We start from the raw sequence: 23,606 nt of genomic DNA on the forward strand, positions 1-23,606 counted from the left end.
TCGCTATATCCTAACATTGCTTTCCCCCCTTTTCGGAAAAGGGAAAACGCAAAATTTTCTATCATTTTCAAGAAAGTTTCTAATTGGGCCTGGAGCTTTATGCTAAGATTCTCAGGTATCCTTCGAAAAATCTTGTATAAATTAGGAATTTAGAGGCATGTCAAAAACTGCCGCAGTTACAGATGCAACCTTTCAGGAAGAAGTTCTCGAAAGTGACGTCCCTGTACTCGTCGACTTCTGGGCCCCTTGGTGCGGCCCCTGCCGTATGGTTGCTCCCGTTGTGGAGGAAATCGCCGAACAATACCAAGATCAAATCAAGGTGTTCAAACTCAATACCGATGAAAACCCTGGTGTTGCCAGCGAGTATGGTATTCGAAGCATCCCCACCCTCATGATTTTCAAAGGGGGTAAAAAGGTCAATATGGTCGTTGGTGCTGTACCCAAGACGACCCTCGCCGCGGCGATTGATAAAGAACTTTAGAAATGATTGGGTGATTTTTAGCGCATAGTCTGGAAATCAGCTCTCAACTCACTCCGCTGATTTCCCCAGAAACCCTAGTATGTTGCTAGGGTTTTTTAGTGCTGTTGCTGGGTGGCGATCGCCTTTAGTTTTTGGTAGGCTCCGGAATCAGCTAGGTCAGGGGGCGGCGAAAAAGCAGCAATTTCTTGATGGATCAGAGCTTCTGGGGGGGGTGAAGTGAGGGCCAGGGCAGTCCACACTTTCGCCGGGGGTAACTCTGCACAAATAAGCCGCTCGAATTCGGGGTTAAATTGTACCTGGGGGCTCCCTCGTTTTTGCCAAACCCGCAGAATCGCCGTCACAGAAATTTTTTTGTAACGACCCCGGTAGAGGGCTTCGAGAACCGCGAGCCGAACCCAAGCGATCGGGCTCTGGCCTAGCCATTGATCAAGGGCGATCGCCGGGCTTTGACCCTCTAGTTCGAAGCTGTAATATTCCAGTAGGGCTAAAGTTTCGGCGATCGCCTGCTGGTTTGGGAAAACAACCCCCATGCAAGCCCTCCTCCTGATGGTACGACTCTATCCCATCATCGCTGAAAGTTGCAATTAAGCACAATCGATCACTGAACATTTCACAGTGGTATGTCTAAATTTCAGAACGGTTCACTCGATTGCGGACCCTGGCGATCGTCTGGGGAAGTACACCCACGAGATCTGCGAATACCTCATCGGTAAGCTGAGCGGCAGTGTCTAGGTCAAACCAATGCTCAAATTGATTGAGGATGACTTGGGCGCGATCTTCAGGCACGGGCTTCTCAGTGATTTGCTGGAGCAATCGCACCCATTGTCGTCGAATGAGATAGGCTTTTTCCCGTTCTGGGCCTGGGGTCGGTACCAAGAGGGAAAGGGAGCCAACTGGAATAATCTGCTCGACATCTTGATCGAAAACACCGCCAATGATCGCCCCAGGGCCAGCAAAATCACCGTGGTACGTTTTACGTAAAATCAAACCATTGCGCCGACGGGGATTGACCATTAATAAGTTTCCCTCCTTGAGTTGAGCCAAGATCGTATCTTTGTCTAAGGGGGACAACATAATTTCTGGAGGAAAGGAAGACGGAGAACCCATAGCTCAATAAGTAAGGGCGATCGCCGGTTAGTAGGAGAGACGACAACGGCAAGTGTACTTTTCTAGACAGCCAAATCTTTCTGAACAAAGAGACGACGAGGACGACGTAACAACCAAGCAGTGAGGGGACGTTCGGCATATTTAATATCATACCCACAACTGAGGTAGAGCTGTTTTGCCGCTTCATTATTTTCTAAAACATGGAGCGCCACACTGTTGTAGTTCCAGTAGCGCCCTTGGGTTTCGCAACGGGCTAATAATTTTCGGGCAATGCCAAGACGTCGATAGTCGGGATTAACGGCTAAATTGGCAATATAAGGGGCTCTGGTTGGGGCGATCGCCAGGGCGTCGAGATAGCGCACCGAGATTTCTACAGACCCTACCACTTCTTGGGTATTGCCAGTCTGGAGGGCAGCCACAAAGCAGGCGTGATGTTCTTTTTGGTGCTTGAGGCGGTGACAGAGGTCTTCATAGACGCCCAAGCGCAACACGGGAGTCAGCCACCGCCAAGGATGTTCATGATGATGAAAACTATGGGTAAGCACTGTCGCTAAAGAACGAGCATCATCAAGGGTCGCAGGCCGGATACTGAGGCTGCCATCATTGGAAAACCGTTCGGTCAGCGGTAACTGGGGGACGTTCCAAACAGAAGAAAGATGAGAATTCACCAAGCCTCCGGAGACAGGGTTAAAATTTTTCTAGGAAATGCGGCACTGAACTACCATTGTGCCAATTTCCTAGAATGCTTGTCGAGGTAGCGGCTGTTTACGCGCCCCAAGCTGTTTATATCTGCCTTGGCAAGCCCTCTTTTCTATTATGCGTATCTGAGGAACAGCGGCAATTGATTTTTTCAAGACTTCTTTAAAACTTTAAGGAGCGTCGATTCTTGCCTCGGCCTGGGCCAAAAATTTTACTGAAATTACACAAAAAGAATCACCATGGGACGTCAATCAAAACTCAAACAACAACGAAAAACAACAGCTGAGCTGTCAACATCTAGTCAATCTCAAAGTCAGAAAGGAGACATTGAGACGTTAACGCAACTGGGCTATGGGCAGCATAACCAACTGCGATCGCCTGAAATTCCAGAAGACCGACCAGAGCCCCAGGTCTGAACCTAAAACAAATCCCTCCATCTTCCAGGAGGGATCCTTCGCATAATTTAAAGATCTAAAAAAGTGCTTCTAGGCGCGGTTGGCGGCGTTAATTTCAGCAAGGATTGTCGCGGCGCCCTGGGCAGTGACCTTTTGAGCCAAGTCAATCCCCAGTTGTTCGGCATCAGCCCGGCTACCACTAACTTCGTCGCGAATCAATGTTTGACCATCGAGGCTGGCGACCATGCCCACGAGGGTGAGGCGATCGCCTTCAATGGCCGTATTGACACCGATGGGCACTTGGCAGCCCCCTTCCAACTGGCGCAAGAAAGCCCGTTCTGCATAGCAGCGATCGCGGCTTTCCGCATGTTCGAGGACGGGGCGCAGTAAACCGAGGATTTCTTCATCCCCATCGCGGCATTCGATGCCCAAGGCCCCTTGGCCCACCGCATGGAGGGAAATATCGCTGGAAATCAGCTGGTGAATGCGATCGCCAAAATCGAGCCGTTGCAAACCTGCCGCTGCCAGAATAATCGCGTCATATTCGCCCCCGTCTAATTTTGCCAAACGGGTGTTGACATTTCCTCGGATATCTTTGAATTCTAAGTGGGGGAAATGGTGCCGCAGTTGGGCCAGACGCCGCAACGAGGATGTCCCAATTACTGCTCCTGCAGGTAGGGTTTCGAGCTTTTTATCTTTGTGCTGCTCATGAACCACGAGAGCGTCCGCCGGATCAACCCGTTCTGTCACACAACCGAGCATCAGCCCTGCTGGTAAATTTGTTGGTAAATCCTTGAGGGAATGCACCGCAAAATCTGTTTCCCCCTTGAGCATTCCGTCCTCCAGCTCCTGGGTAAACAAGCCTTTGTCACCAATTTTGGAGAGGGCCACATCTAGCACCTTATCCCCTTGGGTTTCCATAGTTTGGACTTCGAAGGTGATGTCAGGGTAGGCTTTCTGCAGCTCATCCCGGACCCAGTAAGTTTGAACAAGGGCCAGTTGGCTTTTGCGGGAGCCGATGCGCACGGTGCGTTTTGTGGGGGTCTCAGCGGTCATATCAACAGGATTTATAAAAAGGATCTTAAAATTTTTGACTCAAACTAGGGTATCGCGTTGTCTGTCCCCCGTCGCAGAATTTTTTCCGGGAACCCACGGAAATGTTACAACTATTTACGAAATGGGGATTTCCCAAAAGGCGATCGCCTAGGGGACGAGGCGGACAAATTTTTTCTTACCGACCCGCAGCACCTTATTCACCAATTGTTCAGGGTTCTCGAAAGCAAGATTCATATCCGTAATTCGTTCTTCATCGAGGCGTACAGCCCCGCCTTTGATTTGCCGGCGACCTTCACCGCCACTGGCACAGAGCCCAGAGGCACCCAAAATGTAAAACAGAGGCGAAGGAAATGCCACCGCACCCAGGGAGAACTCAGGAATATTCGCCGCCGCCACATCCTGCACTGCTTTTTCGGCATCGATTGCCGCTGCCGCCCCATGGAACTGGGTGACAATTTCCCGGGCGAGGAACTTCTGCTGCTCCCGGGGATTTTCTGGCAAGGTCTGGAGGTCGCAGTTGGTCAGCAACTCGAAATAATCTTTCAGTAAGCTATCGGGGGTATTTTGCAGCTTTTGGTACATGGTGTGGTGGTTGTCCTTGAGACCCACATAGTTATTGAGGCTCTTGGACATTTTTTCCTTGCCATCGGTGCCAATCAAGATCGGCAAGAGTAGGCCAAATTGGGGCTTTTTACCAAAGTGCCGTTGGAGATCTCGGCCCACGGCGATATTAAATTTCTGGTCAGTGCCCCCTAATTCCACATCCGCATCGACGGCCACAGAGTCATAGCCCTGCATCAGGGGATAGAGAAATTCATGGATGTAAATGGGGTTTTCGCTCTGGTAGCGCTTGGCGAACCCTTCCTTGGCCAGCATCTGCTGGACGGTCATGGTCGCCAGCAGTGCCTGGATTCTTGCTAAATCGAGATCTTGGAGCCATTCGGAGTTGTAGCGAATTTCTAAGCGGCCTGGAGTGTCAAAATCGAGGATCGGGCGCAGCTGTTCGAGGTAGGTCTCGGCGTTACGTTGTACATCGGCGGCACTGAGCTGTTTGCGCACTTCGGATTTGCCGGTGGGGTCGCCGATCTGGGCGGTAAAATCGCCAATAATCACCACGGCTGTGTGGCCTGCATCCTGAAAGGCACGCAATTTTCGGAATGGAATACTGTGGCCCAAGTGCAGATCCGCCCCCGTCGGATCGATCCCCAGTTTCACTCTCAGGGGGCGATCGCCTGTCTGGAGCACTTTTGTTAAATTTTCATCCGAATTATCCGGGAAAATTTCACTGGTGCCACGGGTAAGCCACTCAAGATGCGCAGACATGTTCACAGGAGGTCCGTTTACTTAATTGCAGAAAATTCAACCTGCCCATTGTGCCATATTCTGCCCAGCTTCATTCTCAGGTGGGGTGATCGGCAATCGTGGGGTTTCGGTTTACCGTTCGCGGGCTGGGGTATAACCTTGGGCCATGGTCGGAGTTGGTTCTGTTGTGGTGATCCGGGGTAGGCGATCGCGCTGTTGGAAAAGAATAAAGGCGGCGACGGCGAGCAGAAAATAGCCGAAACTTTTTTGTAGTTGCTTGGGATTAAAGTACCGAGTGCTATAGCTGCCCCCAAGGATCCCGAGGCTAGCAACAAAGGTGAAATTTACCATCAGGGGCCAGTCAAGGGTCACATCGGCTTGGCCAAGGTAGCCGACAAATCCGGCGATCGCATTCATCACAATAATCATGAGCGATGTGCCAATGGCTTCTTTCATCTCTGTTTTGCCGAGGAGCACCAGGGCCGGCACAATGGCAAAGCCACCCCCAACACCGACTAAACCGGTTAAAACCCCAATGCCCAAACCTTCCGTGAGGAGCCAGAGCCAACAATACCGACACACTGGGACAGGATAATCCGCCAGGGTTGGTTCGTTGGCAGGGTGGGTGATCGCCTGACTACTTTTCCGGACCATAAACACTGCCGCCAGTAACATCATTATGGCAAACAAGACTAACTGCACTGTGCCCGTAATAAATGGCAAGCGGGTTAACTGAGCCCCCAGGAACGCCCCAACCATGGTTGCCGAGCCAAAAATTCCTGCTTTTTTGAGGTTGATATTACCCTGACGCCAGTGGGGGGCTAAACCGATAAAACTAACGATGCCCACAATGAAAAGTGTCATGGCGATCGCACTTTTCGGCTCCACTCCCATCACATAAACCAAGATCGGCACCGCCAATACCGAACCGCCACCACCCATCAAACCCAAACTGACTCCAATACAGGCCGCTAGAAAATAGCCCAAAAGCTGCATCAACATCGTGCCCATGTCCTCCCAAAAAAAGCCCCCAGCCAAGGTGGGGTGCTGTGTCGTTTGTTAAATTTATTTGACCTGGTTGTAAGGAAGGTGGGCCAAGAGATTTGCCATGCCGCAGAAGCCCGTGAATCCGGCAAACATCAAGCCGCCACCGACAAATCCAGTGAGAAGCAAAAACCAGGGGGAGACCAAAGCACTCAACAGAGTTCCGGTAAGGACTAGGCCCCCGGCAACAATCTGCACCTGGCGCATCATTGGCAAGGGGGCTTTTTTGTTTTCGTTGTAGGGCAAGTTCGCTTCTTTCCAGGCCATAAACCCACCGTCGAAGTGAGCCACTTGGTCATAACCTGCCGCAAAGAATAAATCCGCCGCCCGCCGGGAACGATTGCCGCTTTGACAATAGAGAATTACATTTTTTGTGGTCTGGGGAACTGTTTCGAGGGTTAAGCGAGATAGGGGGATATTTTGTGCGCCGGCCACATGTTCCCGGGCATATTCAGCCTGTTCACGCACATCAAAAACGACGGTATTGGGAGAATTTACCTGGGTGGTAAATTCGGCAGGGGAAAGTTCAAGTAATTGCCGCTGAATAGTTGTCATTGCAATAAAAAATAAAGAAATTCAAAAAATTGAGTGGAGTCTTCGGGAAAAATCGCCCTCTTACACAGGGGAAAAAGAACTAGACATTGCCGCACGCTTGGTTTGCGGGCACAGCTTCCATGATTTTTGTCGGGTCGGGCAGGTTGAGATTATTCATCAGGTGAATAAAGTCTTGGCGATCGCCCTTGAGACGGGGGTTAAAGGCTTTTTCTTCGGCGATACTGGAAACCTGGTGTCCCCGGTAATCATGGCCTGGATAGACGAGGGTTTCAGGGGGGAGGCTGAATAATTTTTGGATCGAGTCGTAGAGGGTTCCCGCATCACCACTCTGGAAATCCGTCCGGCCACAGCCTCGAATAAATAGGGCATCCCCCGTAAAGAGGTGAGTACCATTGGCTAAAAAGGCCATGTGGCTATCAGTATGGCCTGGGGTGGCGATCGCCTGAATTTCAATGCGACCAACTGTTAGCACCTCTCCATCAGCAATGGAACGATCAGCGCAGGCGACCTCTGCCCCCTCAGGAACGACACCTAAACAGTGCGTTTCTTCCCGGAGCCGACTTGTGCCTGTCACATGATCTGCATGGACATGGGTTTCTAGGGAATATTTCAAGGTCAAACCCAACTCCCGTAGTAACTTGAGATCCCGCTCTACCTGCTCAATGACCGGATCAATCAAGACCGCTTCTTTACTGTCAAAATCGGCAACGAGGTAGGTGTAGGTATAGGTTTCGTGATCGAAAAGTTGACGAAAGAGCATGGTATCGAAGAACAGCAACTGAGTGACTAAGTCTGCCGTTAAATATCAATATATCACTAAAAAGTAATTTATGGATATATTTCTTCTGTTTTTCTTAAACTTGCGGGGTTAATTTTCTCTTGAAGGCACCGGGCAAATACCTATACTCATTGGTACAGGAACCTAAAAGTTCGGAACCAGTCCCCTTGGAGGAGAGAGAACGTGGGGTTTGTTACATTCAGAATCGCCATTCCCACCTATGGTAGACCTAAAGGAAAATCTTCAAGATTTTGATAAAAAATGGTCACTTTTCCTGTTTGATCTTTTGGGTGTGCTTTTTTTCCTCGCCCCGAAGGTACCTCTTCTGAGAGTGCTGCCGTCGTTCCACCATACAAAACTATGTTGATTAACCCCTTCCGCCGTACAGTCCAAAAACATCTCCAGGCCCAAGTGCGGCCGATGGACGCAACCAAAAATTGGACGCAACATCATCTCAGTCACTGGCTGAAATGGATGATGCCAGGGCTCTCGGTTAAACGTTGGCTTCTCATGAGCGCCCTAGGAGTGTTGTTTACGGTGTTGGGACTGGCAGTATGGCTCAATCTCACCCCAGTCTCTCGCCTCATGACCCTCGTGGGGATTTTCCTCCAGTGGTTATCGACAGTGATCCCCCGTAATATTTCTGGGCCAATTGCGATCGCCTTGGGTTTAGGTCTCATTTTTTGGGGACAAAACCGTACCTTTGGCGCCATAACCACGGCCCTGAATCCCGATGGGGATGAAGAGTTAATCGATATGCTCCATAACCATCGCCGCCTCAATAAAGGCCCAAAAATTGTCGCTATTGGTGGGGGCACGGGTTTATCTACCCTGCTGCGGGGGCTAAAGAAGTACAGTAGCAATATCACTGCCGTGGTGACCGTGGCCGATGATGGCGGTTCCTCCGGGCGACTACGTCGAGAAATTGGGGTATTGCCCCCCGGAGATATTCGGAACTGTTTAGCGGCTTTTGCTGACGAAGAAAAACTACTCACCGAGCTGTTTCAATACCGTTTCAAGGCCGGAGATGGTCTGGTGGGCCACAGCTTTGGTAATTTGTTTCTGACGGCGATGAGCGAGATTACCGGAGACTTAGAACAGGCAATCTTAGCAAGTTCTAAGGTGTTAGCGATTCAAGGGCAAGTGTTTCCAGCAACCCTCAGCGACATGAAACTATGGGCAAGGCTAGCCGATGGTCGTGTCATTGAAGGGGAATCGAATATTCCAGAAGCGGGAGGGCATATTGTTGAGATGGGCTGCACCCCTGCGAATCCCCCGGCATTACCCGCTGCGATTAAGGCGATTGAAGAAGCAGACTTTATCATTATGGGGCCGGGAAGCTTGTATACCAGTGTTATCCCCAATCTACTCGTGCCCGAAATCCGCGAGGCGATCGCCCGTAGCCGTGCCCCCAGGATTTATGTATGCAATATTATGACCCAACCGGGAGAAACCGATGGTTACACCGTCGCCGACCATATCAAGGCCATTGACCGCGCCTGCGGCAAAAAACTCTTTGATGCGGTCTTAGTACACCAGCGATCGCCCTCTGAAGAAGCTCTCCGTCAATATGCCCTGGAGCGCTCCCACCCTGTATTTCTCGACCGAGAAGAAGTGGCGAGACTGCGGCGACGGGTCGTCATCGCTAACATCATGGAAGAAGACCCTGACACAGGCTTTGTTCGTCACAATCACGAGCGTTTAGCCGCTCTTTTGGTGCGCTGGTCTAGTCGCGCCGCTGAAGTTCAAGCCAAAATGAACAATATTTAACCAGCCACAATCGTTCGATTGCGTCCAGCCCGCTTCGCCTGGTATAGGGCTTGGTCTGCCTGAAAAATGAAATGTCCCATATCCCCCTGAAAATTAGGCTGGGTCACATGGATACCGATACTGACCGTCACATAGTTGCTAATGGTTGATTTAGGGTGGGGAATCTCTGCCTGGGCCACGGCCTGGGTCAGATCCTGGGCTACAGTTTCCGCCCCAGCGCGGTCTATATTAGTGAGCAGCAAAATAAATTCTTCCCCCCCATAGCGGGCAGCTAAATCCGTGGTGCGTCGGGCCATGGAGTTGATGATTGCTGCGACTTTCTGGATACATTCATCCCCTTTTTGGTGGCCATAGTAGTCGTTATAGGCTTTAAAAAAATCGATGTCGATCATGATTAAAGCCAAGGGATAGTGGTATCGAAATGCCCGTTGCCATTCTTTCGTTAGGATGATGTCGAAAAAACGGCGATTGGCAATATTGGTCAGCCCATCTTGGTAGGAGAGTTCCTCGAGTTGTTGATTTAATCGCAAAATTTTTTTCTGGGCTTTTTTTAAAGCTTCGACTTGGGTCTGGAGTCGAATGGCAAACCATACGGCGATCGCCAAAACAATCGACAAAGACCCCCCTAAAATCAAGACCCCCAAAGCAAGGGGATGGGCTAATCGCTCCCATTGGGAGGTCTCAAAGAGCATCAGTTTCTTCGAAAAAAAAGCTTGCCACAGGGCCACTGTCAACGTTAAACCCAACCATAACAAGGTGAGTGGGAAGAAGAAATCCGAAACTTTTTGGTGGATTTTGAGACTCAGTTCCCGTGCTTGAAGAATCAACATCAAACCCACCAGCATAAAACCACCGGAGGTGTGTAGCGCCATCTGGGTCAACTTTCCCCAACCATAGGCTGTTTCAATATTTGAGACATAGCCCAGGCCAGCAACAGTCCCTAAACCCATCACCCAAGCCCCGAAAAAACTGCCCCCCAACAAATTATGTCTGTACCCAGGATTCGCAATTAACAGTAGTGCTAGACCGCTCAACACAAAGCAGAGGGCCGTATTGGGGGCCATACGCCCTGGATGGGAAGTCGCGACGACAATATAGTGACGCATAAACAGCTCATCAAGGAAAAGATTTAGCCCAAATGCATATTCCATCAGGGTCACGCCCCCCAGAATCAGCACACAGATGGCTAAAGCGATCGCCACCTTTTTCTGCCATGACAGCAACAACAAACCAGTGCCCAACAGAACAAAGCCCAGGGCCGTGTTGAACTGCATCGGGACAAAAGTGGGATGGAGCTGAATTAAACTAGGGAGCCGCCAGTACCAACCCAACATCACGCTTAAGCCCAAGGTAGATACCAAGACGGCACACAGATAGATCAGGGGTGGGATGAAAGGGAATATTTTCATCGGTGCAGGGGATGAGCTTCAGAGAGGAAGGACGAAAGCAAGCCACTCTATTTCTATTCTGGTCGGCGATCGCCCCAAACCTAGCAGGGAGATTCCCCTAAAGCTTCATAAATCGCCCAAATGCCCATGGCCCGAAGATAGTGACAAGCCCGGAATGTACCATTAGCGGTGATTGCTTCAGGGGTACGAAACTGTAAACCATTGTCATACACTTGGGTGACAACTGCTTCTACCATCCGTAAAGCTTCCATTTTCATACTGTTGCGAATCATGAAAGCAGCGATACCAAAGTTAATCCCTGTCCACACTTCCAGGGGGTGGGTATCGTTTTCTTTTTCGGGAGAACCATCAGGATTCAAGCCGTTTGCTGCCCCAAATTGCCCCCCATGAAATTTCTCAAAACAGGCTGAATAAATAGTTTTCAACGTTGTCTGGGTGCGTTCCTGGGGATTCACATCGGGCAGTTGCAGTAGTTGGGCATAATACTGACCGCACAGCTGATCTGCCATCACCACCCGGGAATTACTTCCTGTGTCTAAGGTGTAATAACTACCATTCCAGAGGCGTTCTTGGTAAAGGGGCCGGGCCTGGTCGAGCCAACTTTGGTAGGTGGCGATCGCCTGGGTAAACTCCGCTGGGGCCACTTGATTTTGGTGCTCCTCAAAGTGACTGGGGCGTTCCTGGAGAATTTTCGCCATGGCGATCGCCGCTTCTAGGGCCGCAATCCATAACCCGCCACAATAGGCACTGATCCCCTTGAGTTTCCAATCATCGAAGGTCTGATCCGGCGCGCCACCATTTTCCGGGATGCCATCCCCATCTAAGTCAAAGGTTTTTAGATAATCCAACGCCGTGACGATACTCTCCCAGCAACTCCAGAGAAATTCCGTATCTTCAGCCCCCGTCATCACAAAATCCCGGTACACCTGCAAGACAAAATCTGATCCCAAATCCTTCCAGAGGTTGCAGTCCTGATAGGCAGTATAGTTAGTCGCTTCCCAAGGATGCTCGTTGGGGGCCCCCAGGTCGTGGGGGGTTGCCCCGGCCACTTTGCGCGTTGCCATAGTTTTGTTGTAGCCGATCATCCGCTGTTTAGCATCACTACTGGGAATCGCCCTGGCAAAAGCTTCCAGCACGGCCTTATCCAGACGAGGCCAGAGCATCATCAGCGCAAAGGAGCCATACATCCGCACATCGAGGCTTTCGTACCAGCAATAATCTAAACATTCCAGCACCCCAAACTGCCCCACCGGATCATCCTCCGTCGCCGCCGTCCAGAGGCTGCCCCCTTGGGCCAAGAGATACAGTTCATTAAACAGTGCCATCTTCAGCCAATCGGGAAGATCCGGGCGATCGAGGATCGGTTTTTGCCACTCGGCGATTCGTTCTTTCCAGAGATCGCTGTGTTTCATTGCCGTGCGAATCATCGTCCAGACATTATTGCCACTGCGACCAAAAAAGTCTGTGTAACGCCGGAAGTAGGTGATATTTTGGGCGAATTCCATGACCGGCAGATCCCAAGCCAGAAAAAAGGGAATCTTCTTGGTTTTTCCGGGACGGATTGTAAAGCGCACGGCGATCGCCCCGGCGATTTGTTCCCCAGGGGCCGCGGGGGTTTCATCTTCCACATCGGGTAAGGAGCCATTCCCCGCGAAATAATCCCACACATCGCGGCCATCTCCCACCGGATTCCAGCGGTTGTGATAGAAAACTTCCAAGGTCGGATTGGTCACCGTCGCAAAGCAAATCTGCCCTTCCCCCTCGCTGATTTCGTCGTGGGGACGCACCCGATTCAACAGGCAGCCTACCCGATAACGGTCTTGCACCCATTGGTTTAGGTTTCCGGTGCTGTCTCCCCAGCGGGATTGGTAGTCATAGACCGGAGAACCATCATCTCGCAATACCACCTCCGGTGCTTTGGTGGCCTTCGTGAACCAGCCCACCATATTCTGCCAGGTCATCATGATGCTAATCGTGATTGGCTTATCGGTGGGGTTATGGGCCGTCCATTCAAAAACAGCGATCGGGTAGCTGGTTTCCTGGTAGCTCTGGGCGATGATCGGCGAAAATTGCTCGCAGGTAATCTCTGCTTGGAAAACCCCTTCATACTTGTACCAACTGCGGGGATAGAGGGCAGCATAGGTGCCTTTTTCGGTGGGATACCACTGCCAACTGTCGAGGCTGCCATCTTCTGGGGCCATAGTACCCATGGCATAGGCTTGGGCAACTTCCCCTTCGGGTTGCTCAAAAACACTAAATTGACAAGCACCAGCATTGCGAAACGTGTGTTCCCCCGCGTCGAGATGCCACAGATTAAAGTCTCCCCTAGGCGATCGCCCAATACAACCTGCCCCAAATCCCCCTAAAGGCATCCCATGCCACGGGCCATCATCCAAATTACTGGCATAACGGACGGTATAGGGTTGATCCCAGCCCAAACCAATGGGACGTTTCCAGGCACAATCGGGGATGATGGGGGGTTCCGCAAACAGACTCATAGGGACGGGCCAATCTCGTAAATAAATACAGCCTTCAGTCTATCGCCTTTACCACCTCCGATCACAATTGCTGTTTCTCCCTCTAGGAAGTTTAAGAAACGCAAATTATCTAAAGAAAAATTTCTGGGTTGAACAAAACAATGAATGCTAACGTCGGAGGGAGAGCGTCAAAAAAGTTTTCTACCCATTTGCATCTTTTTAAAATCTTCTACGCATTTTGAGAGGGGAAGCAAAATGTTTCATATACGACATGCCTTATCTGTCGGGGCGATCGCCACTAGCCTCACCTTGATCACCGGGGGCGTTTGGGCCGCAGAAAAACCCACAATCCAAATCGCCATTCTTCTCGATTCCAGCAATAGCATGGATGGCCTAATCGACCAGACCCGACGGCAGTTATGGACAGTGGTCAATGCCCTGACCGATGTGCGCAAAGATGGCGAACTGCCAAATCTGGAGGTGGCCCTGTACCACTACGGCAATGACTCACTGCCCGCCGATGAAGGCTTTAACCGCCAGCTTACGGATTTCACAACAGAGTTAGATGGGGTTTCGGAAGCGTTGTTTACCATCCGCACCAATGGCGGCCAGGAATACAGCGGCTGGGTCATTCAAGATGCAATTAATCAACTTAGTTGGGATAATGATCCGGACAATTTTCGAGCCATTTTTATTGCGGGGAATGAACCTTTTGACCAAGGACGCGTGAATTGGGCTGAGGCAGCAAACCTGGCCAAACGCGCAGATGTCCTCGTCAATACAATTTATTGCGGTAATGCCGAAAGTGTCGAGCGGGATCTATGGGCCGCTGGGGCAGAGCTAGCCAATGGTGCTAACTTCAACATCGATCAAGACCGGGCCGTGGTGATTCCACCAACCCCCTATGATGATGATATTCGCCGCCTTAACGACGAACTCAACCAAACGTATCTTCCCTATGGCGCTATGGGTGAGCAAGGTTTAGAGCGACAGTTAATGCAGGATGACAACGCCGGCGCCGCTTCGGTCTCCCGGAGCATTGCTAAAAGTTCTGCCTACTACCGCAATAGTTCTTGGGATCTTGTCGATGCGATCGCCGAAGCAGAAGTGAGCCTCGAAACCCTCGAAGAAACGGCTCTACCGGAGGAATTGCAGGGCTTAAGCTTGGCCGAACAGGAAGCCTACATCACCAATACCCAAGCAGAACGGGAAGACATTCAAGCCCAAATTCGTGACCTCACAGCCCAACGGGAAAGCTATCTCAGCACCTTACCCACCGATGAAGCGGCCAAAGATACCCTTGATTATGTGATGATCCAGGCCCTGCGGAGTCAACTGGCGCGCAAAGGATTTGTGCTACCCCGCTAAAATACCTCTGCGTCTTTGCAGTCGCTCACATTTGTCATCTTTGCCGATTCGCCACAGGTACGGGGGGTCGGAAATAGTTTGCCAGGATTGGCGAGGCCCTTGGGGTTAAAAGCATTGCGCACATAGCCCATGGTTTCTAGATCCGCATCATTGAACATATCTGGCATGTACATTTTTTTGTCAGCGCCAATGCCATGTTCTCCAGAAATACTACCTCCCTTCGCGACGCAGAGCTTGAGGATTTCACCACCGACTTTTTCTACAGCTTCCAAATCCCCAGGAATGGCGCTGTTGTAGAGGATTAGTGGGTGCAAATTTCCATCCCCTGCATGGAAGACATTGGCAATTTTGTATCCGTGGCGATCGCCAATCGCATTAATCTCGGTTAACACTTCAGCCAACTTCGTCCGGGGGATGACTCCATCTTGAACGAAGTAATCAGGGCTAATATTGCCCGCCGCCGCAAAGGCTGATTTACGCCCTTTCCAGAGTTTCATCCGAGTTTCTGCATCACTAGCACTAGTAATTTGCCGTGCTCCCTGGGCTAGGCAAATAGCTTTAATCCGTTCTTTTGTAGCGTGAATTTCTGCCGTCATCCCATCAATTTCGATCAACAGAATAGCCGCCGCATCACGGGGGTAACAATTCAGCTTCACGATGTCTTCCACTGCATTAATGCTGAAGTTATCCATAATCTCCATGCCTGCTGGAATAATTCCGGCACTGACGATCGCCGCCACAGACTTCCCCGCCGCTTCAATGGAGGCGTAATCAGCTAGAAGCACACAGACGGCTTCTGGTTGCTTGAGGACTTTGAGCGTAATTTCCGTGGCGATTCCGAGGGTTCCTTCTGACCCCACAAAGACGCCCATCAGGTCATAACCTGGCATCTCCGGCACGAGGCCCCCCAAGGTGACGACCTCGCCCGTTGGGGTCACAACCTTGAGCTTTAAAACATGGTTTGTGGTCACGCCGTACTTAAAACAATGGACCCCGCCAGAATTTTCTGCCACATTGCCACCGATAGAACAGACCGTTTGGCTAGAAGGATCCGGCGCGTAGTAAAAGCCTGCACCACTGACCGCCTGGGTGACCCAATTGTTAATCACCCCTGGCTGCACGGTGATTTGTTGATTTTCGAGATCTACATTCAGGATTTCCCGCATCCGTGCTGTGACGATGAGAATGCCATCTTCTAAGGGTAAAGCGCCCCCCGAGAGGCCTGTACCGGCTCCCCGGGCGACCCAAGGGATTTCCTGTTCGTGACAAAATTGGGCGATCGCCGCAATTTCTGCAGTGGTTCTCGGGAGGACAACAAGGGCAGGCCGCTTCCGGTAGGCACTGAGGCCATCGCATTCGTAGGTGAGGATTTCTTCTTTCCGGCGTACCACCCCATTTTTACCAACTATTTCTTCTAGACGCCGCTGAATCCATGGCCAATCGTGGGGTTGTGGGGAAGAAGTCGAAGCAAAAACCATGGTTACGGGGGAGAGATCGCAGTGGTTTCTATCTTACGCGACAGGCTGATCCCAGAGAAAATAAAGCGCTTTATTTTTTTATGATTTATGGCAGCAAAAAACCCCCACCAAAAGCAGGGGTCAATTAAAAAATAGAACATATCTAGCAAGAATATTTGTCTAGATTTAGCGGAGCTTCCGGGCTTCTTCCACCATTTGGTCAATGAGGGGAGAGAGGATCAATTCCATGGCAAAGCCCATCTTGCCACCGGGGACCACCAGGGTAGTGTGGCGGGACATGAAGGAGCCAGGAATCATGTTCAAGAGATAAGGGAAATCGATGGTAAAGCGATCGTAGAAACAGCGGTTGGTGTGGATGATCACAAAACTTTCGTCGGGGGTGGGAATATCCCGAGTAATGAAAGGATTAGAGGTGTCTACCGTAGCGACCCGCTGGAAGTTAATGTGGGTGCGGGAGAATTGGGGGGTGATGTAGTTTACATAGTCGGGCATCCGGCGCAGGATGGTTTCGACGATGGTTTCGGCACTGTAGCCCCGTTCAGCGTTATCCCGAGAAATCTTCTGGATCCATTCTAGGTTGACGATGGGGACAACTCCCACCAGCAGATCTACATACTGAGCCACATCGATACCGTTACCAACCGCACCACCATGGAGCCCTTCATAGAAGAGCATGTCACTGTTGGCTTTGATGTCTTCCCAGGGGGTGAATTCACCGGGCTGACGGTCGACACCGAGGCGGGCATTGTGATGTTCTGCCTCTTCGACGCTGTGGAGGTAGTAGCGTTGTTGGCCTGTGCCCTGTTCGCCATATTCTTTAAAAAGGGCTTCGAGTTTGTCAAGGACGTTTGCCCCAAGGCCAAAGTGACTGAAATTTTTACCCGCAGCAGAGGCCTGGGCCATCATGCGCTTCATTTCGACCCGATTGTATTTGTGGTAGCTGTCACCTTCAACAACAACGGGATTGATGTTTTCGCGGCGGAAAATATGCTCAAAGGCACGCTTAACGGTGGTGGTCCCAGCTCCGGAGGACCCGGTGACCGCAACAATAGGATGTTTTTTAGACATGAATGGTGATCTTAAACGGACAGGTAGGACAAATCATATCAGGCGGTGGGATCTTTCTCGGCGGTGGCGATCGCCAATGGGCTTGCGGGATCTTGCTGCAATAGTTGATAACAAGCTTCGAGGGGTTGGCGATCGCCCATCGCAGTGACAAGGGTTTCATAGGTTTCCTGGTGCCGCTCCAGGAGATTTTTGGCCTGGAGAATGGCCCATTGTTCTCGCTGGGGATAGGTGCCGGGAGAAATTCCTAACTTTGCGAGCAGCTGCCGTAATTGGGCACGATCAGCCGCTCCCCCCAAGGCTTGACCATAAGCCAAATTTTCAGCGGCGATCCCGGCCATGAGGGTTGTGCTGAGGCGTTCGAGTAATAAGTTCAATTGCTGGGGATTTTTTAGAGATATTTCCACTGCCTCAAGGTCAAAAGTAACGCCTCCTTGCCCTGGTTGCTGTTTTAGTGCTTCCCAGGGGGTAAGACTATAGCCCGTAATTGGGATCCCCAGGAGGTGACCTGCAAGGAAGTGGCCCGCTTCGTGGCGCAAAATGCGCTGACGCCGTTCAGCGGGAGTAAACAGGTCGAGGAATAGGGTCATGCCCTGCCCCTGCCAATTAAAGGTATCTACCGTCGCAAAGGCCATGATCGCCACGGTGATGCTGGCAGGCACAAAGGGAGAGAGCTGAAAAATCCCCCCCAGAAGGCTGGTCATGGTCATCAAAAAAACACCAATGGCAATCAAATTCAGGGCAGTCTGTTGCATGGCAGGGAAAAGTTAGGCTTGGGTCTCCAAGGTAGCGAAATCGGCGGGGGTATTGCAATTAAAGAGCATCTGCGGCTGGGCGATCGCCAAAGGAAAAACGGGCACTGTGGCTAACCATTTTTGGAAAGAACGGCCTCCTTGGTTGATAAATTGCTGGAGGGATCTTTGGGCCGTCCCCCGATAGAAACCACAACAGGGTTCATAGAATTTCCCCTGATTGACGAGGGCAGCAGCAGTGGTTGCAGGGATTGTTTCGAGTTGCGCGATCCATTGGTTTAATTGCCCCTGATCGAGGTTGGGCAGGTCGCAGGCCAGCAGCAAAATCCAGCCTGAAGGATTCAGAGTTTTCAAGCCATGGTGCAGGGCCACAAGCCCCCCCTCTTGGTAAGGGTCGTCCAACCAACGGACGGTCGAATTTAAAAAAGACTGATAGCGATCGCGCCAGGAGGTCAGGAGATAAATATCGTCACTGAGGCTCGTTGCAATCTTGAGGGTACGCTCTAGGATAGTTTGCTCACCCAGACGTAAAAGGGCTTTATCCCGGCCCATGCGCTGGCTTTTACCTCCCAGCAGAATGAAAATTGGCAATTTCGCGTTAGACATGGACCGGTTGGAGCGCCCGCATCAGAGCTTCTACTTTCGTGAGGTCTTTAATGCCGGGACTTATTTCAACACCACTGGAGAGGTCAATGCCATCGGGATGCAGTTGACTGAGGGCCGTTTGAATATTGTCTGGGGTTAACCCTCCCGCGAGAAACCAGGGCACAGCGGGACGGAATTGACGCAGATCATCCCAGTTAAGCTGGTGGCCTGTGCCGCCGAGTTGATTGGGATCATAAGCATCCAGCAATAGGGCATCAACAACAGCTTCATAGTTTTTCGCCGCATCTAAGGAAAGGTGATCGCGAATCCGCAGGGCTTTAATCATTTCTAAATTGGGCCGCTGTTGGCGCAGTTGTTGGCAAAAATCCGGGGATTCATCACCATGGAGCTGGGCTATGGTCAAACCCCCTTGGTCAATAGTGGCGAGGATTTCAGTAAGGGATTGATTGGCAAAAACGCCGACTTTCCCAATCGTTTCGGGCAAAACGATAGTTAAGGACGCAATTTGCGCCGCGGTAACATAGCGGGGGGATTTTTTCACGCAGATAAAGCCGATGTCTGTCACCCCCAGTTGGGCGATCGCCTGAGCTTGGTCTACCTGGGTGAGCCCACAAATCTTAATCCGCATAAATTCCCTAAATTACCCGCAACAATGGTGCGAATGTAGCATAATTTCTGCCCAAGAATGGTGCAAAGAAAAGAGGGCGATCGCCCTCCAGATTTTCACGGTGCTCCAGTTGAGAGGTTAATCCAACAGGTCACAAGCTTCAGCCTTGAGGTCCCGCTCCATGAGATTACTCACCGCTTCCGCCGGGGTGATTTTCCCCTTCAGCAGTCGATACACTTGGCGGGCGATGGGAATGGGGATTTGTTCCCGGTTGGCGATCGCAATCAACACAGCAGTTGTATTAACCCCTTCGGCGGTGCTGCCGAGCTCTTCTAAAATTTGTTCTAAATCTTTACCCTGAGCCAGACCATAACCTACCCGATAGTTGCGACTGAGGGGGCTGGTGCAGGTGGCGAGCATATCGCCTAAACCTGCTAAACCGAGGAAGGTTTCCGGTTGTGCCCCTAGGTGAGTGCCGATGCGAATCATTTCTGGCAGAGCCCGTGTAATCAGGGCCGATTTGGCGTTGGTACCGAGCTTGAGCCCTTCACAAACCCCCACGGCGATCGCCATCACATTTTTCAACGTGCCCCCCAGTTCTGTCCCCAGGGGATCATTGTTGGTATAAACCCGGAAGCAGTCAGAAGCAAAAACTGTTTGTACTGTTTCGGCGGCCTCAAGATCAGTGCTCGCAACCACAGTGGCGGCAGGGAGACCCGCTTCAATTTCCTTAGACAGGTTCGGCCCAGAGAGCACGACAACAGGATTTTCGGGGAAGGTTTCTTGCCAAATTTGAGACGGGGTACGGGTGGTTTTCGGGTCTAAGCCCTTGGTCGCCGTGACGATAATGGTTTCCTTGGGCAGGGAAAGATCCTTGAGTTGTTCCGCTACATCCGCCACCCCCTTCATAGAAATGGCTGAAATAATAATGTCGGCGCCAGCGATCGCCGCCTGGAGCGAGAGTTCCCCTTGGCGAGACCAGATCCGTAGCGCATGGTCATTAACAGCAGCTAGGGTAGCGAGGGCCGATCCCCAAGCGCCAGATCCCAACATTGCGATGGTTTTACGGTTTGTATTCACAGGGTTTGGACGCCTCACAGGGACAACGGCATTTAAGGTCGGGGTTTCTTGGGGAGAAATTGTAGAAGTCATGGTGTCTGTTTATTTTCTCAAAAAAGTGATAGTCACAATGCAATCAAAAAGTGGAAATCTTGGGTGTTTAGCCCCTCAAACTGCGCAGGGCTTTGGGAAAGGATTTTTCAAATTCAAGAATCAATTCAGGAATAAACCTCTGCTTGTTGGCGATCGCCTTTGGGCTCGAGGCAATAGTCTGGTAAACAGTTTTGTTCGATAAAGGTCTTGTAGGCGGCCACTTGGCGATCGCCTTCGGTTTCGTCCCAACCGCAATGGGTTTGCAGGGTATCCACCAAAGCAGGTAAGGCGTCATAACCGTAGTTTGCCAGCATCGATAGGGTGGTCCGCCGCCGACAAATATCCTTTAGGGTCTGGGCCAGTTCAAAGCGCACCGCATAAACGGCCTGGGCCTTGATATCTGGTAAATAGGGAACCAGGCGATCGCCTAAATCAGAGGCGTCATCCACAAGGGCCAGCACAGCGGGAGCCTTGGCCCCGTAAATCCGGAATAAGTGCTGAATTGAAGCACGTTCTACGGTGCCGCTGTAGCGGTGGATCATTTTTTCAATGACCTGATCATCGGCGGCGATCGCCCCAGGCAGCAATTTTTTGCGGGTGGGACAAGGGGGGACCGGGCGATTTAACTTGCGATGTACCAGATCCACCATTTCTTCGCCCACTTGCCGGTAGGTGGTGAGCTTACCGCCAATGAGAGAAATCAGATTACTGACCCCTTCGCGGGTATGGTCAAAGAGAATATGGCTGCGGGTGATGCTCCCGGGATTTTTGTCCCCCACATAGGGCAGGGGCCGCACCCCAGAATAGGTAAATTTCACATCGGCCCGGGTCAGTTGGGCTGTGGGTAAAATGCGGTTGGTTTCCGCCAAAAGATAGTCAATTTCGTCATTGTTGGCCTTGACGTGGTCTAGGCTGCCAGAATATTTCAGATCTGTGGTGCCAATGAGATATTTACCCAGCCAGGGAATGATGAAGTAAGGGCGATTATCACTGGCCGCTTCCACATAGAGGGCGGCCTGGGGCGCACCGGGGAACGGATCCACCACAATATGACTGCCCTTTGTACCGCCCATCTTCGGGGTCTGGCCCACGGGTTTCGGTTGATTATTTTCCTGACCCAAGCGACAGACTTCATCGACCCAGGGGCCGGAAGTATTGACCACAATGCTGGTCTGGGTCTGGACAGTGAAGGTTTCTCCGGTGAGCTGATCACGGCAGGCGATCGCCTGAATCTTTCCCGTATTGGTATCCCGTTCCAGGGTGGTGACAGCGGTGTAATTGAGCACCGTCGCCCCCGCTGCCTGGGCATCGAGGACATTTTCTAAACAGAGCCGCTCAGCGTATTCCACCTGGCCATCGTAATATTGGGCCGCACCGACTAAATCAGGCGATCGCACGGTGCGGAATAGATTTTTAAATTTGCTGGCACTCAACATCCGGTGGGAAGGCACAGTTTTATCAAAACTGAGAATGTCATAGAGCAACATTCCCGCCTGGATCAGCCAGTAGCCGCGCGCTGCTCCCTTGTAGAGAGGAATCGTCATTTGCAGCGGTTGCACTAGGTGGGGCGCCGTGCGTAACAAGACTTCCCGCTCGTGCAAGGATTCCCGTACCAGATGAAATTCTAAATATTCCAAATAGCGCAGCCCCCCGTGGATCAACCGGGTAGACCAACTGGTGGTGCCGCTCGCAAAGTCATCTTTTTCAATGAGAAGCGTTTTGAGGCCCCGCAACGCGCCGTCCCGGGCGATCCCAGCACCATTGATGCCGCCACCGATAATAATCAGATCATACGTTGTCTTTTGAATGGTTGAAAAATCTCGCATGGGTCACCGTTGGGAATCGGAGCAAAAATTGAGTCAGTTTGAATTGCGGTTAGTCGTGGTTTTGGGATTGCCGGGGTTATCCTGGGGGAGAAATTACCGCCCGCAGCACAACCCAGGCAATCCGCTTTACACGAGGGCCGGTTCTTTCCCAAGTACGGCCGCCGCCTTCGCTTCCCGGAACATATGGTTTGCCCACTGCTGGACGTCATAGCGCTGAATGGCTTGGTACATTCCCTTCATCCGCCGTTGCTGTTCCTCAAGGGACATCGCTAGGGCTTCATCGATAGATTCATCCATCCGCTTCGCCGCGTAAGGATTGGTCAGAATCGCATCCGGTAGTTCCACCGCCGACCCTGCAAATTCCGAAAGGATCAAAACCCCATCATTACAGCCATGGGCGACCACATATTCCTTCGCGACCAGATTTAGACCATCCCGTAGGGGCGTGATCCAGGCGATATCTGCTGCCCCAAAGAAACCCAGGAGTTCTTCATAAGAAAGAGCACTGGTAAACAGGAGAATCGGTGTCCAGTTCAGTTTTGCAAAGCGACCATTAATGCGTCCCACGAGTCGCTCGATTTCACTCTGGGCATTTTTATAAACCCGCATGCCCGAGGCTGCTTTTGCTGCGGCCACCACGAGATTCACCTTGGTTTGCAGTTCCGGGCGCCGTTCCAGTAGTCGTTCATAGCAAAGGAGCATTTCCTTGGTGCCTTTGACATAGTCCACCCGACCCGCCGAGATGATGAGCTTATTGCTGCCGAGTTCCTCGCGAATTTTGCGAATCCGTTCCTGGGTTTCGGCTTTTTCCACCTGGGCTCGGATTTGGGCCGGATTTGTTCCCACCGGAAAAGCGTCGAGGTTCACCAGGTGATCTTTGTAGCGCAGTTGGGTCGTGATCTCTGGCTCGGCCAGGGCTGTCCCCACCGCCGTAAACGCATTTTCATCCACAGGTACTTGACGGGTAATTTCTACCTCTCGGAGGCTCCGGGCCACGGCGACGAAGTTTTGCACATAGCGGGGCAGATGGAAGCCGCAGAGATTGCAGCAGAGTAGACTATCCACGATCGCCTCACGCCAGGGCAGGATGTTGAAAATATCTACGCTGGGGAAAGGGGTGTGGTGAAAGAAAGCAATCTTGGCATTGGGCTTGCGTTGACGAATGAAATAGGGAGTCAGCCAGAGATTGTAATCATGGATCCAAAAGAGAGCGTCGTCATCGGCATTTTCGCAGGCAGCTTCGGCGAACAGCTCGTTGATTTGTTTGAAGTTCTCCCAATCCGAAGAATCATAGGTAAATTGCCAGGGGAAAGAGTGCAGGATGGGCCAAAAAGCTTCCTTGGAAGTGATGTGATAAAAGTTTCTAACCTGGTCTGCCGAGAGGGGAATGCGGTGGACGACAGAATTTTCCTGGCCGGGGTAAGCCATTTTCGTCTGGAAAGTTTCCTGTTGCTTTTCGGCCACCTGCTTCCATGCGACCCAGGTACTGCGCTCTGCATTGGCAAAAAAGCTTTTGAGGGTCGGCATAATGCCATTGGGACTGGTTTTGTCACGGTAGAAGGTTCTGCCGTTTTCACGCACCTCATCATAGGGCTCCCTATGGTAGAGAATGACGAGAGAAGCTTTCATTAAGACCTCCAGGGGTTGGAATTGAATCGATAAAACGTCGAAAAGAAACA

Annotated in this window: 22 protein-coding genes; 4 read left to right on the plus strand and 18 right to left on the minus strand. The window is 51.4% G+C overall.

Translation table 11 applies throughout. The features are described 5' to 3' along the window. The first annotated feature begins 157 nt into the window (after window positions 1-157). On the plus strand, window positions 158-481 hold the full coding sequence (gene trxA / locus ACZ45B_RS11825) for a thioredoxin (RefSeq protein WP_024545205.1): 324 nt from the start codon (window positions 158-160) through the stop codon (window positions 479-481). Between the two features lie 95 nt (window positions 482-576). On the opposite strand, the gene ACZ45B_RS11830 is transcribed toward trxA, so the two are convergent. The 3 genes from ACZ45B_RS11830 to ACZ45B_RS11840 all read right to left on the minus strand — a co-directional run bounded on the left by ACZ45B_RS11830 (window position 577) and on the right by ACZ45B_RS11840 (window position 2,256). Further along, a complete protein-coding gene (locus ACZ45B_RS11830) occupies window positions 577-1,011 on the minus strand; it encodes a hypothetical protein (RefSeq protein WP_024545206.1) in 435 nt (144 codons plus the stop codon). Between the two features lie 94 nt (window positions 1,012-1,105). Continuing rightward, window positions 1,106-1,555, minus strand: a complete 450-nt coding sequence (locus ACZ45B_RS11835) for a hypothetical protein (protein ID WP_038027790.1) — start codon at window positions 1,553-1,555, stop codon at window positions 1,106-1,108. 95 nt (window positions 1,556-1,650) lie between these two features. After that, complete coding sequence (locus tag ACZ45B_RS11840; protein WP_024545208.1) at window positions 1,651-2,256, minus strand: GNAT family N-acetyltransferase; 606 nt, start codon at window positions 2,254-2,256, stop codon at window positions 1,651-1,653. Window positions 2,257-2,526: 270 nt separating this feature from the next. Between ACZ45B_RS11840 and ACZ45B_RS11845 the strand changes: the two genes are divergently transcribed. Next, window positions 2,527-2,703 carry a hypothetical protein gene (locus ACZ45B_RS11845; protein ID WP_164494889.1) on the plus strand — a complete coding sequence of 59 codons (177 nt, stop codon included), beginning with the start codon at window positions 2,527-2,529 and terminating at the stop codon, window positions 2,701-2,703. A gap of 69 nt (window positions 2,704-2,772) precedes the next feature. Here ACZ45B_RS11845 and hemC read toward each other — a convergent pair whose 3' ends face one another. From hemC to ACZ45B_RS11870, 5 genes are all read right to left on the minus strand, one after another. After that, the gene (gene hemC, locus ACZ45B_RS11850; protein WP_024545209.1) at window positions 2,773-3,738 is read right to left on the minus strand and encodes a hydroxymethylbilane synthase; all 966 of its coding nucleotides are present in this window, start codon (window positions 3,736-3,738) and stop codon (window positions 2,773-2,775) included. A 147-nt stretch (window positions 3,739-3,885) separates the two neighbouring features. Then, entirely contained in the window at window positions 3,886-5,067 is a 1,182-nt protein-coding gene (gene tyrS, locus ACZ45B_RS11855) for a tyrosine--tRNA ligase (RefSeq protein ID WP_024545210.1), read from the minus strand. 105 nt (window positions 5,068-5,172) lie between these two features. After that, window positions 5,173-6,042 carry a sulfite exporter TauE/SafE family protein gene (locus ACZ45B_RS11860; RefSeq protein ID WP_024545211.1) on the minus strand — a complete coding sequence of 290 codons (870 nt, stop codon included), beginning with the start codon at window positions 6,040-6,042 and terminating at the stop codon, window positions 5,173-5,175. A gap of 63 nt (window positions 6,043-6,105) precedes the next feature. After that, the gene (locus tag ACZ45B_RS11865) at window positions 6,106-6,639 is read right to left on the minus strand and encodes a rhodanese-like domain-containing protein (protein WP_024545212.1); all 534 of its coding nucleotides are present in this window, start codon (window positions 6,637-6,639) and stop codon (window positions 6,106-6,108) included. Between the two features lie 79 nt (window positions 6,640-6,718). After that, window positions 6,719-7,399: an MBL fold metallo-hydrolase gene (locus tag ACZ45B_RS11870; RefSeq protein ID WP_024545213.1), complete on the minus strand. Its 681-nt coding sequence runs from the start codon at window positions 7,397-7,399 to the stop codon at window positions 6,719-6,721. A 384-nt stretch (window positions 7,400-7,783) separates the two neighbouring features. Between ACZ45B_RS11870 and ACZ45B_RS11875 the strand changes: the two genes are divergently transcribed. Then, the gene (locus ACZ45B_RS11875; protein WP_397427664.1) at window positions 7,784-9,187 is read left to right on the plus strand and encodes a uridine diphosphate-N-acetylglucosamine-binding protein YvcK; all 1,404 of its coding nucleotides are present in this window, start codon (window positions 7,784-7,786) and stop codon (window positions 9,185-9,187) included. Here the strand turns inward: ACZ45B_RS11875 and ACZ45B_RS11880 are convergent. Beyond that, window positions 9,184-10,596 carry a GGDEF domain-containing protein gene (locus tag ACZ45B_RS11880; protein ID WP_081699623.1) on the minus strand — a complete coding sequence of 471 codons (1,413 nt, stop codon included), beginning with the start codon at window positions 10,594-10,596 and terminating at the stop codon, window positions 9,184-9,186. The two genes, ACZ45B_RS11875 and ACZ45B_RS11880, sit on opposite strands and share 4 nt — an antisense overlap. An 80-nt stretch (window positions 10,597-10,676) precedes the next feature. Further along, window positions 10,677-13,094: a GH116 family glycosyl hydrolase gene (locus tag ACZ45B_RS11885; protein ID WP_024545216.1), complete on the minus strand. Its 2,418-nt coding sequence runs from the start codon at window positions 13,092-13,094 to the stop codon at window positions 10,677-10,679. A 234-nt stretch (window positions 13,095-13,328) separates the two neighbouring features. On the opposite strand from ACZ45B_RS11885, the gene ACZ45B_RS11890 reads away from it, so the two are divergent. Continuing rightward, on the plus strand, window positions 13,329-14,441 hold the full coding sequence (locus tag ACZ45B_RS11890) for a vWA domain-containing protein (RefSeq protein ID WP_024545217.1): 1,113 nt from the start codon (window positions 13,329-13,331) through the stop codon (window positions 14,439-14,441). Here the strand turns inward: ACZ45B_RS11890 and glcD are convergent. The 8 genes from glcD to ggpS all read right to left on the minus strand — a co-directional run bounded on the left by glcD (window position 14,438) and on the right by ggpS (window position 23,556). Beyond that, complete coding sequence (gene glcD / locus ACZ45B_RS11895; protein WP_024545218.1) at window positions 14,438-15,919, minus strand: glycolate oxidase subunit GlcD; 1,482 nt, start codon at window positions 15,917-15,919, stop codon at window positions 14,438-14,440. The genes ACZ45B_RS11890 and glcD overlap by 4 nt on opposite strands. Window positions 15,920-16,084: 165 nt before the next feature. Continuing rightward, window positions 16,085-16,987 carry a phosphoribulokinase gene (locus ACZ45B_RS11900; RefSeq protein ID WP_024545219.1) on the minus strand — a complete coding sequence of 301 codons (903 nt, stop codon included), beginning with the start codon at window positions 16,985-16,987 and terminating at the stop codon, window positions 16,085-16,087. A 38-nt stretch (window positions 16,988-17,025) separates the two neighbouring features. Next, window positions 17,026-17,739 carry a hypothetical protein gene (locus ACZ45B_RS11905; protein ID WP_024545220.1) on the minus strand — a complete coding sequence of 238 codons (714 nt, stop codon included), beginning with the start codon at window positions 17,737-17,739 and terminating at the stop codon, window positions 17,026-17,028. A gap of 12 nt (window positions 17,740-17,751) precedes the next feature. Next, window positions 17,752-18,342 (minus strand): molybdenum cofactor guanylyltransferase, encoded by a 591-nt coding sequence (locus tag ACZ45B_RS11910; RefSeq protein ID WP_024545221.1) that lies wholly within the window; start codon window positions 18,340-18,342, stop codon window positions 17,752-17,754. Beyond that, window positions 18,335-18,970, minus strand: coding sequence for a phosphoribosylanthranilate isomerase (locus ACZ45B_RS11915; protein WP_024545222.1), 636 nt, complete (start codon window positions 18,968-18,970; stop codon window positions 18,335-18,337). The genes ACZ45B_RS11910 and ACZ45B_RS11915 overlap by 8 nt, the downstream gene beginning before the upstream one ends. A gap of 117 nt (window positions 18,971-19,087) precedes the next feature. Beyond that, window positions 19,088-20,029, minus strand: a complete 942-nt coding sequence (locus ACZ45B_RS11920) for an NAD(P)H-dependent glycerol-3-phosphate dehydrogenase (protein WP_024545223.1) — start codon at window positions 20,027-20,029, stop codon at window positions 19,088-19,090. A gap of 197 nt (window positions 20,030-20,226) precedes the next feature. After that, window positions 20,227-21,927: a glycerol-3-phosphate dehydrogenase gene (glpD, locus tag ACZ45B_RS11925; RefSeq protein WP_024545224.1), complete on the minus strand. Its 1,701-nt coding sequence runs from the start codon at window positions 21,925-21,927 to the stop codon at window positions 20,227-20,229. A 126-nt stretch (window positions 21,928-22,053) separates the two neighbouring features. Next, a complete protein-coding gene (ggpS, locus tag ACZ45B_RS11930) occupies window positions 22,054-23,556 on the minus strand; it encodes a glucosylglycerol-phosphate synthase (protein WP_024545225.1) in 1,503 nt (500 codons plus the stop codon). Window positions 23,557-23,606 lie beyond the last annotated feature (50 nt).

The organism is Picosynechococcus sp. NKBG15041c, from assembly GCF_055380235.1.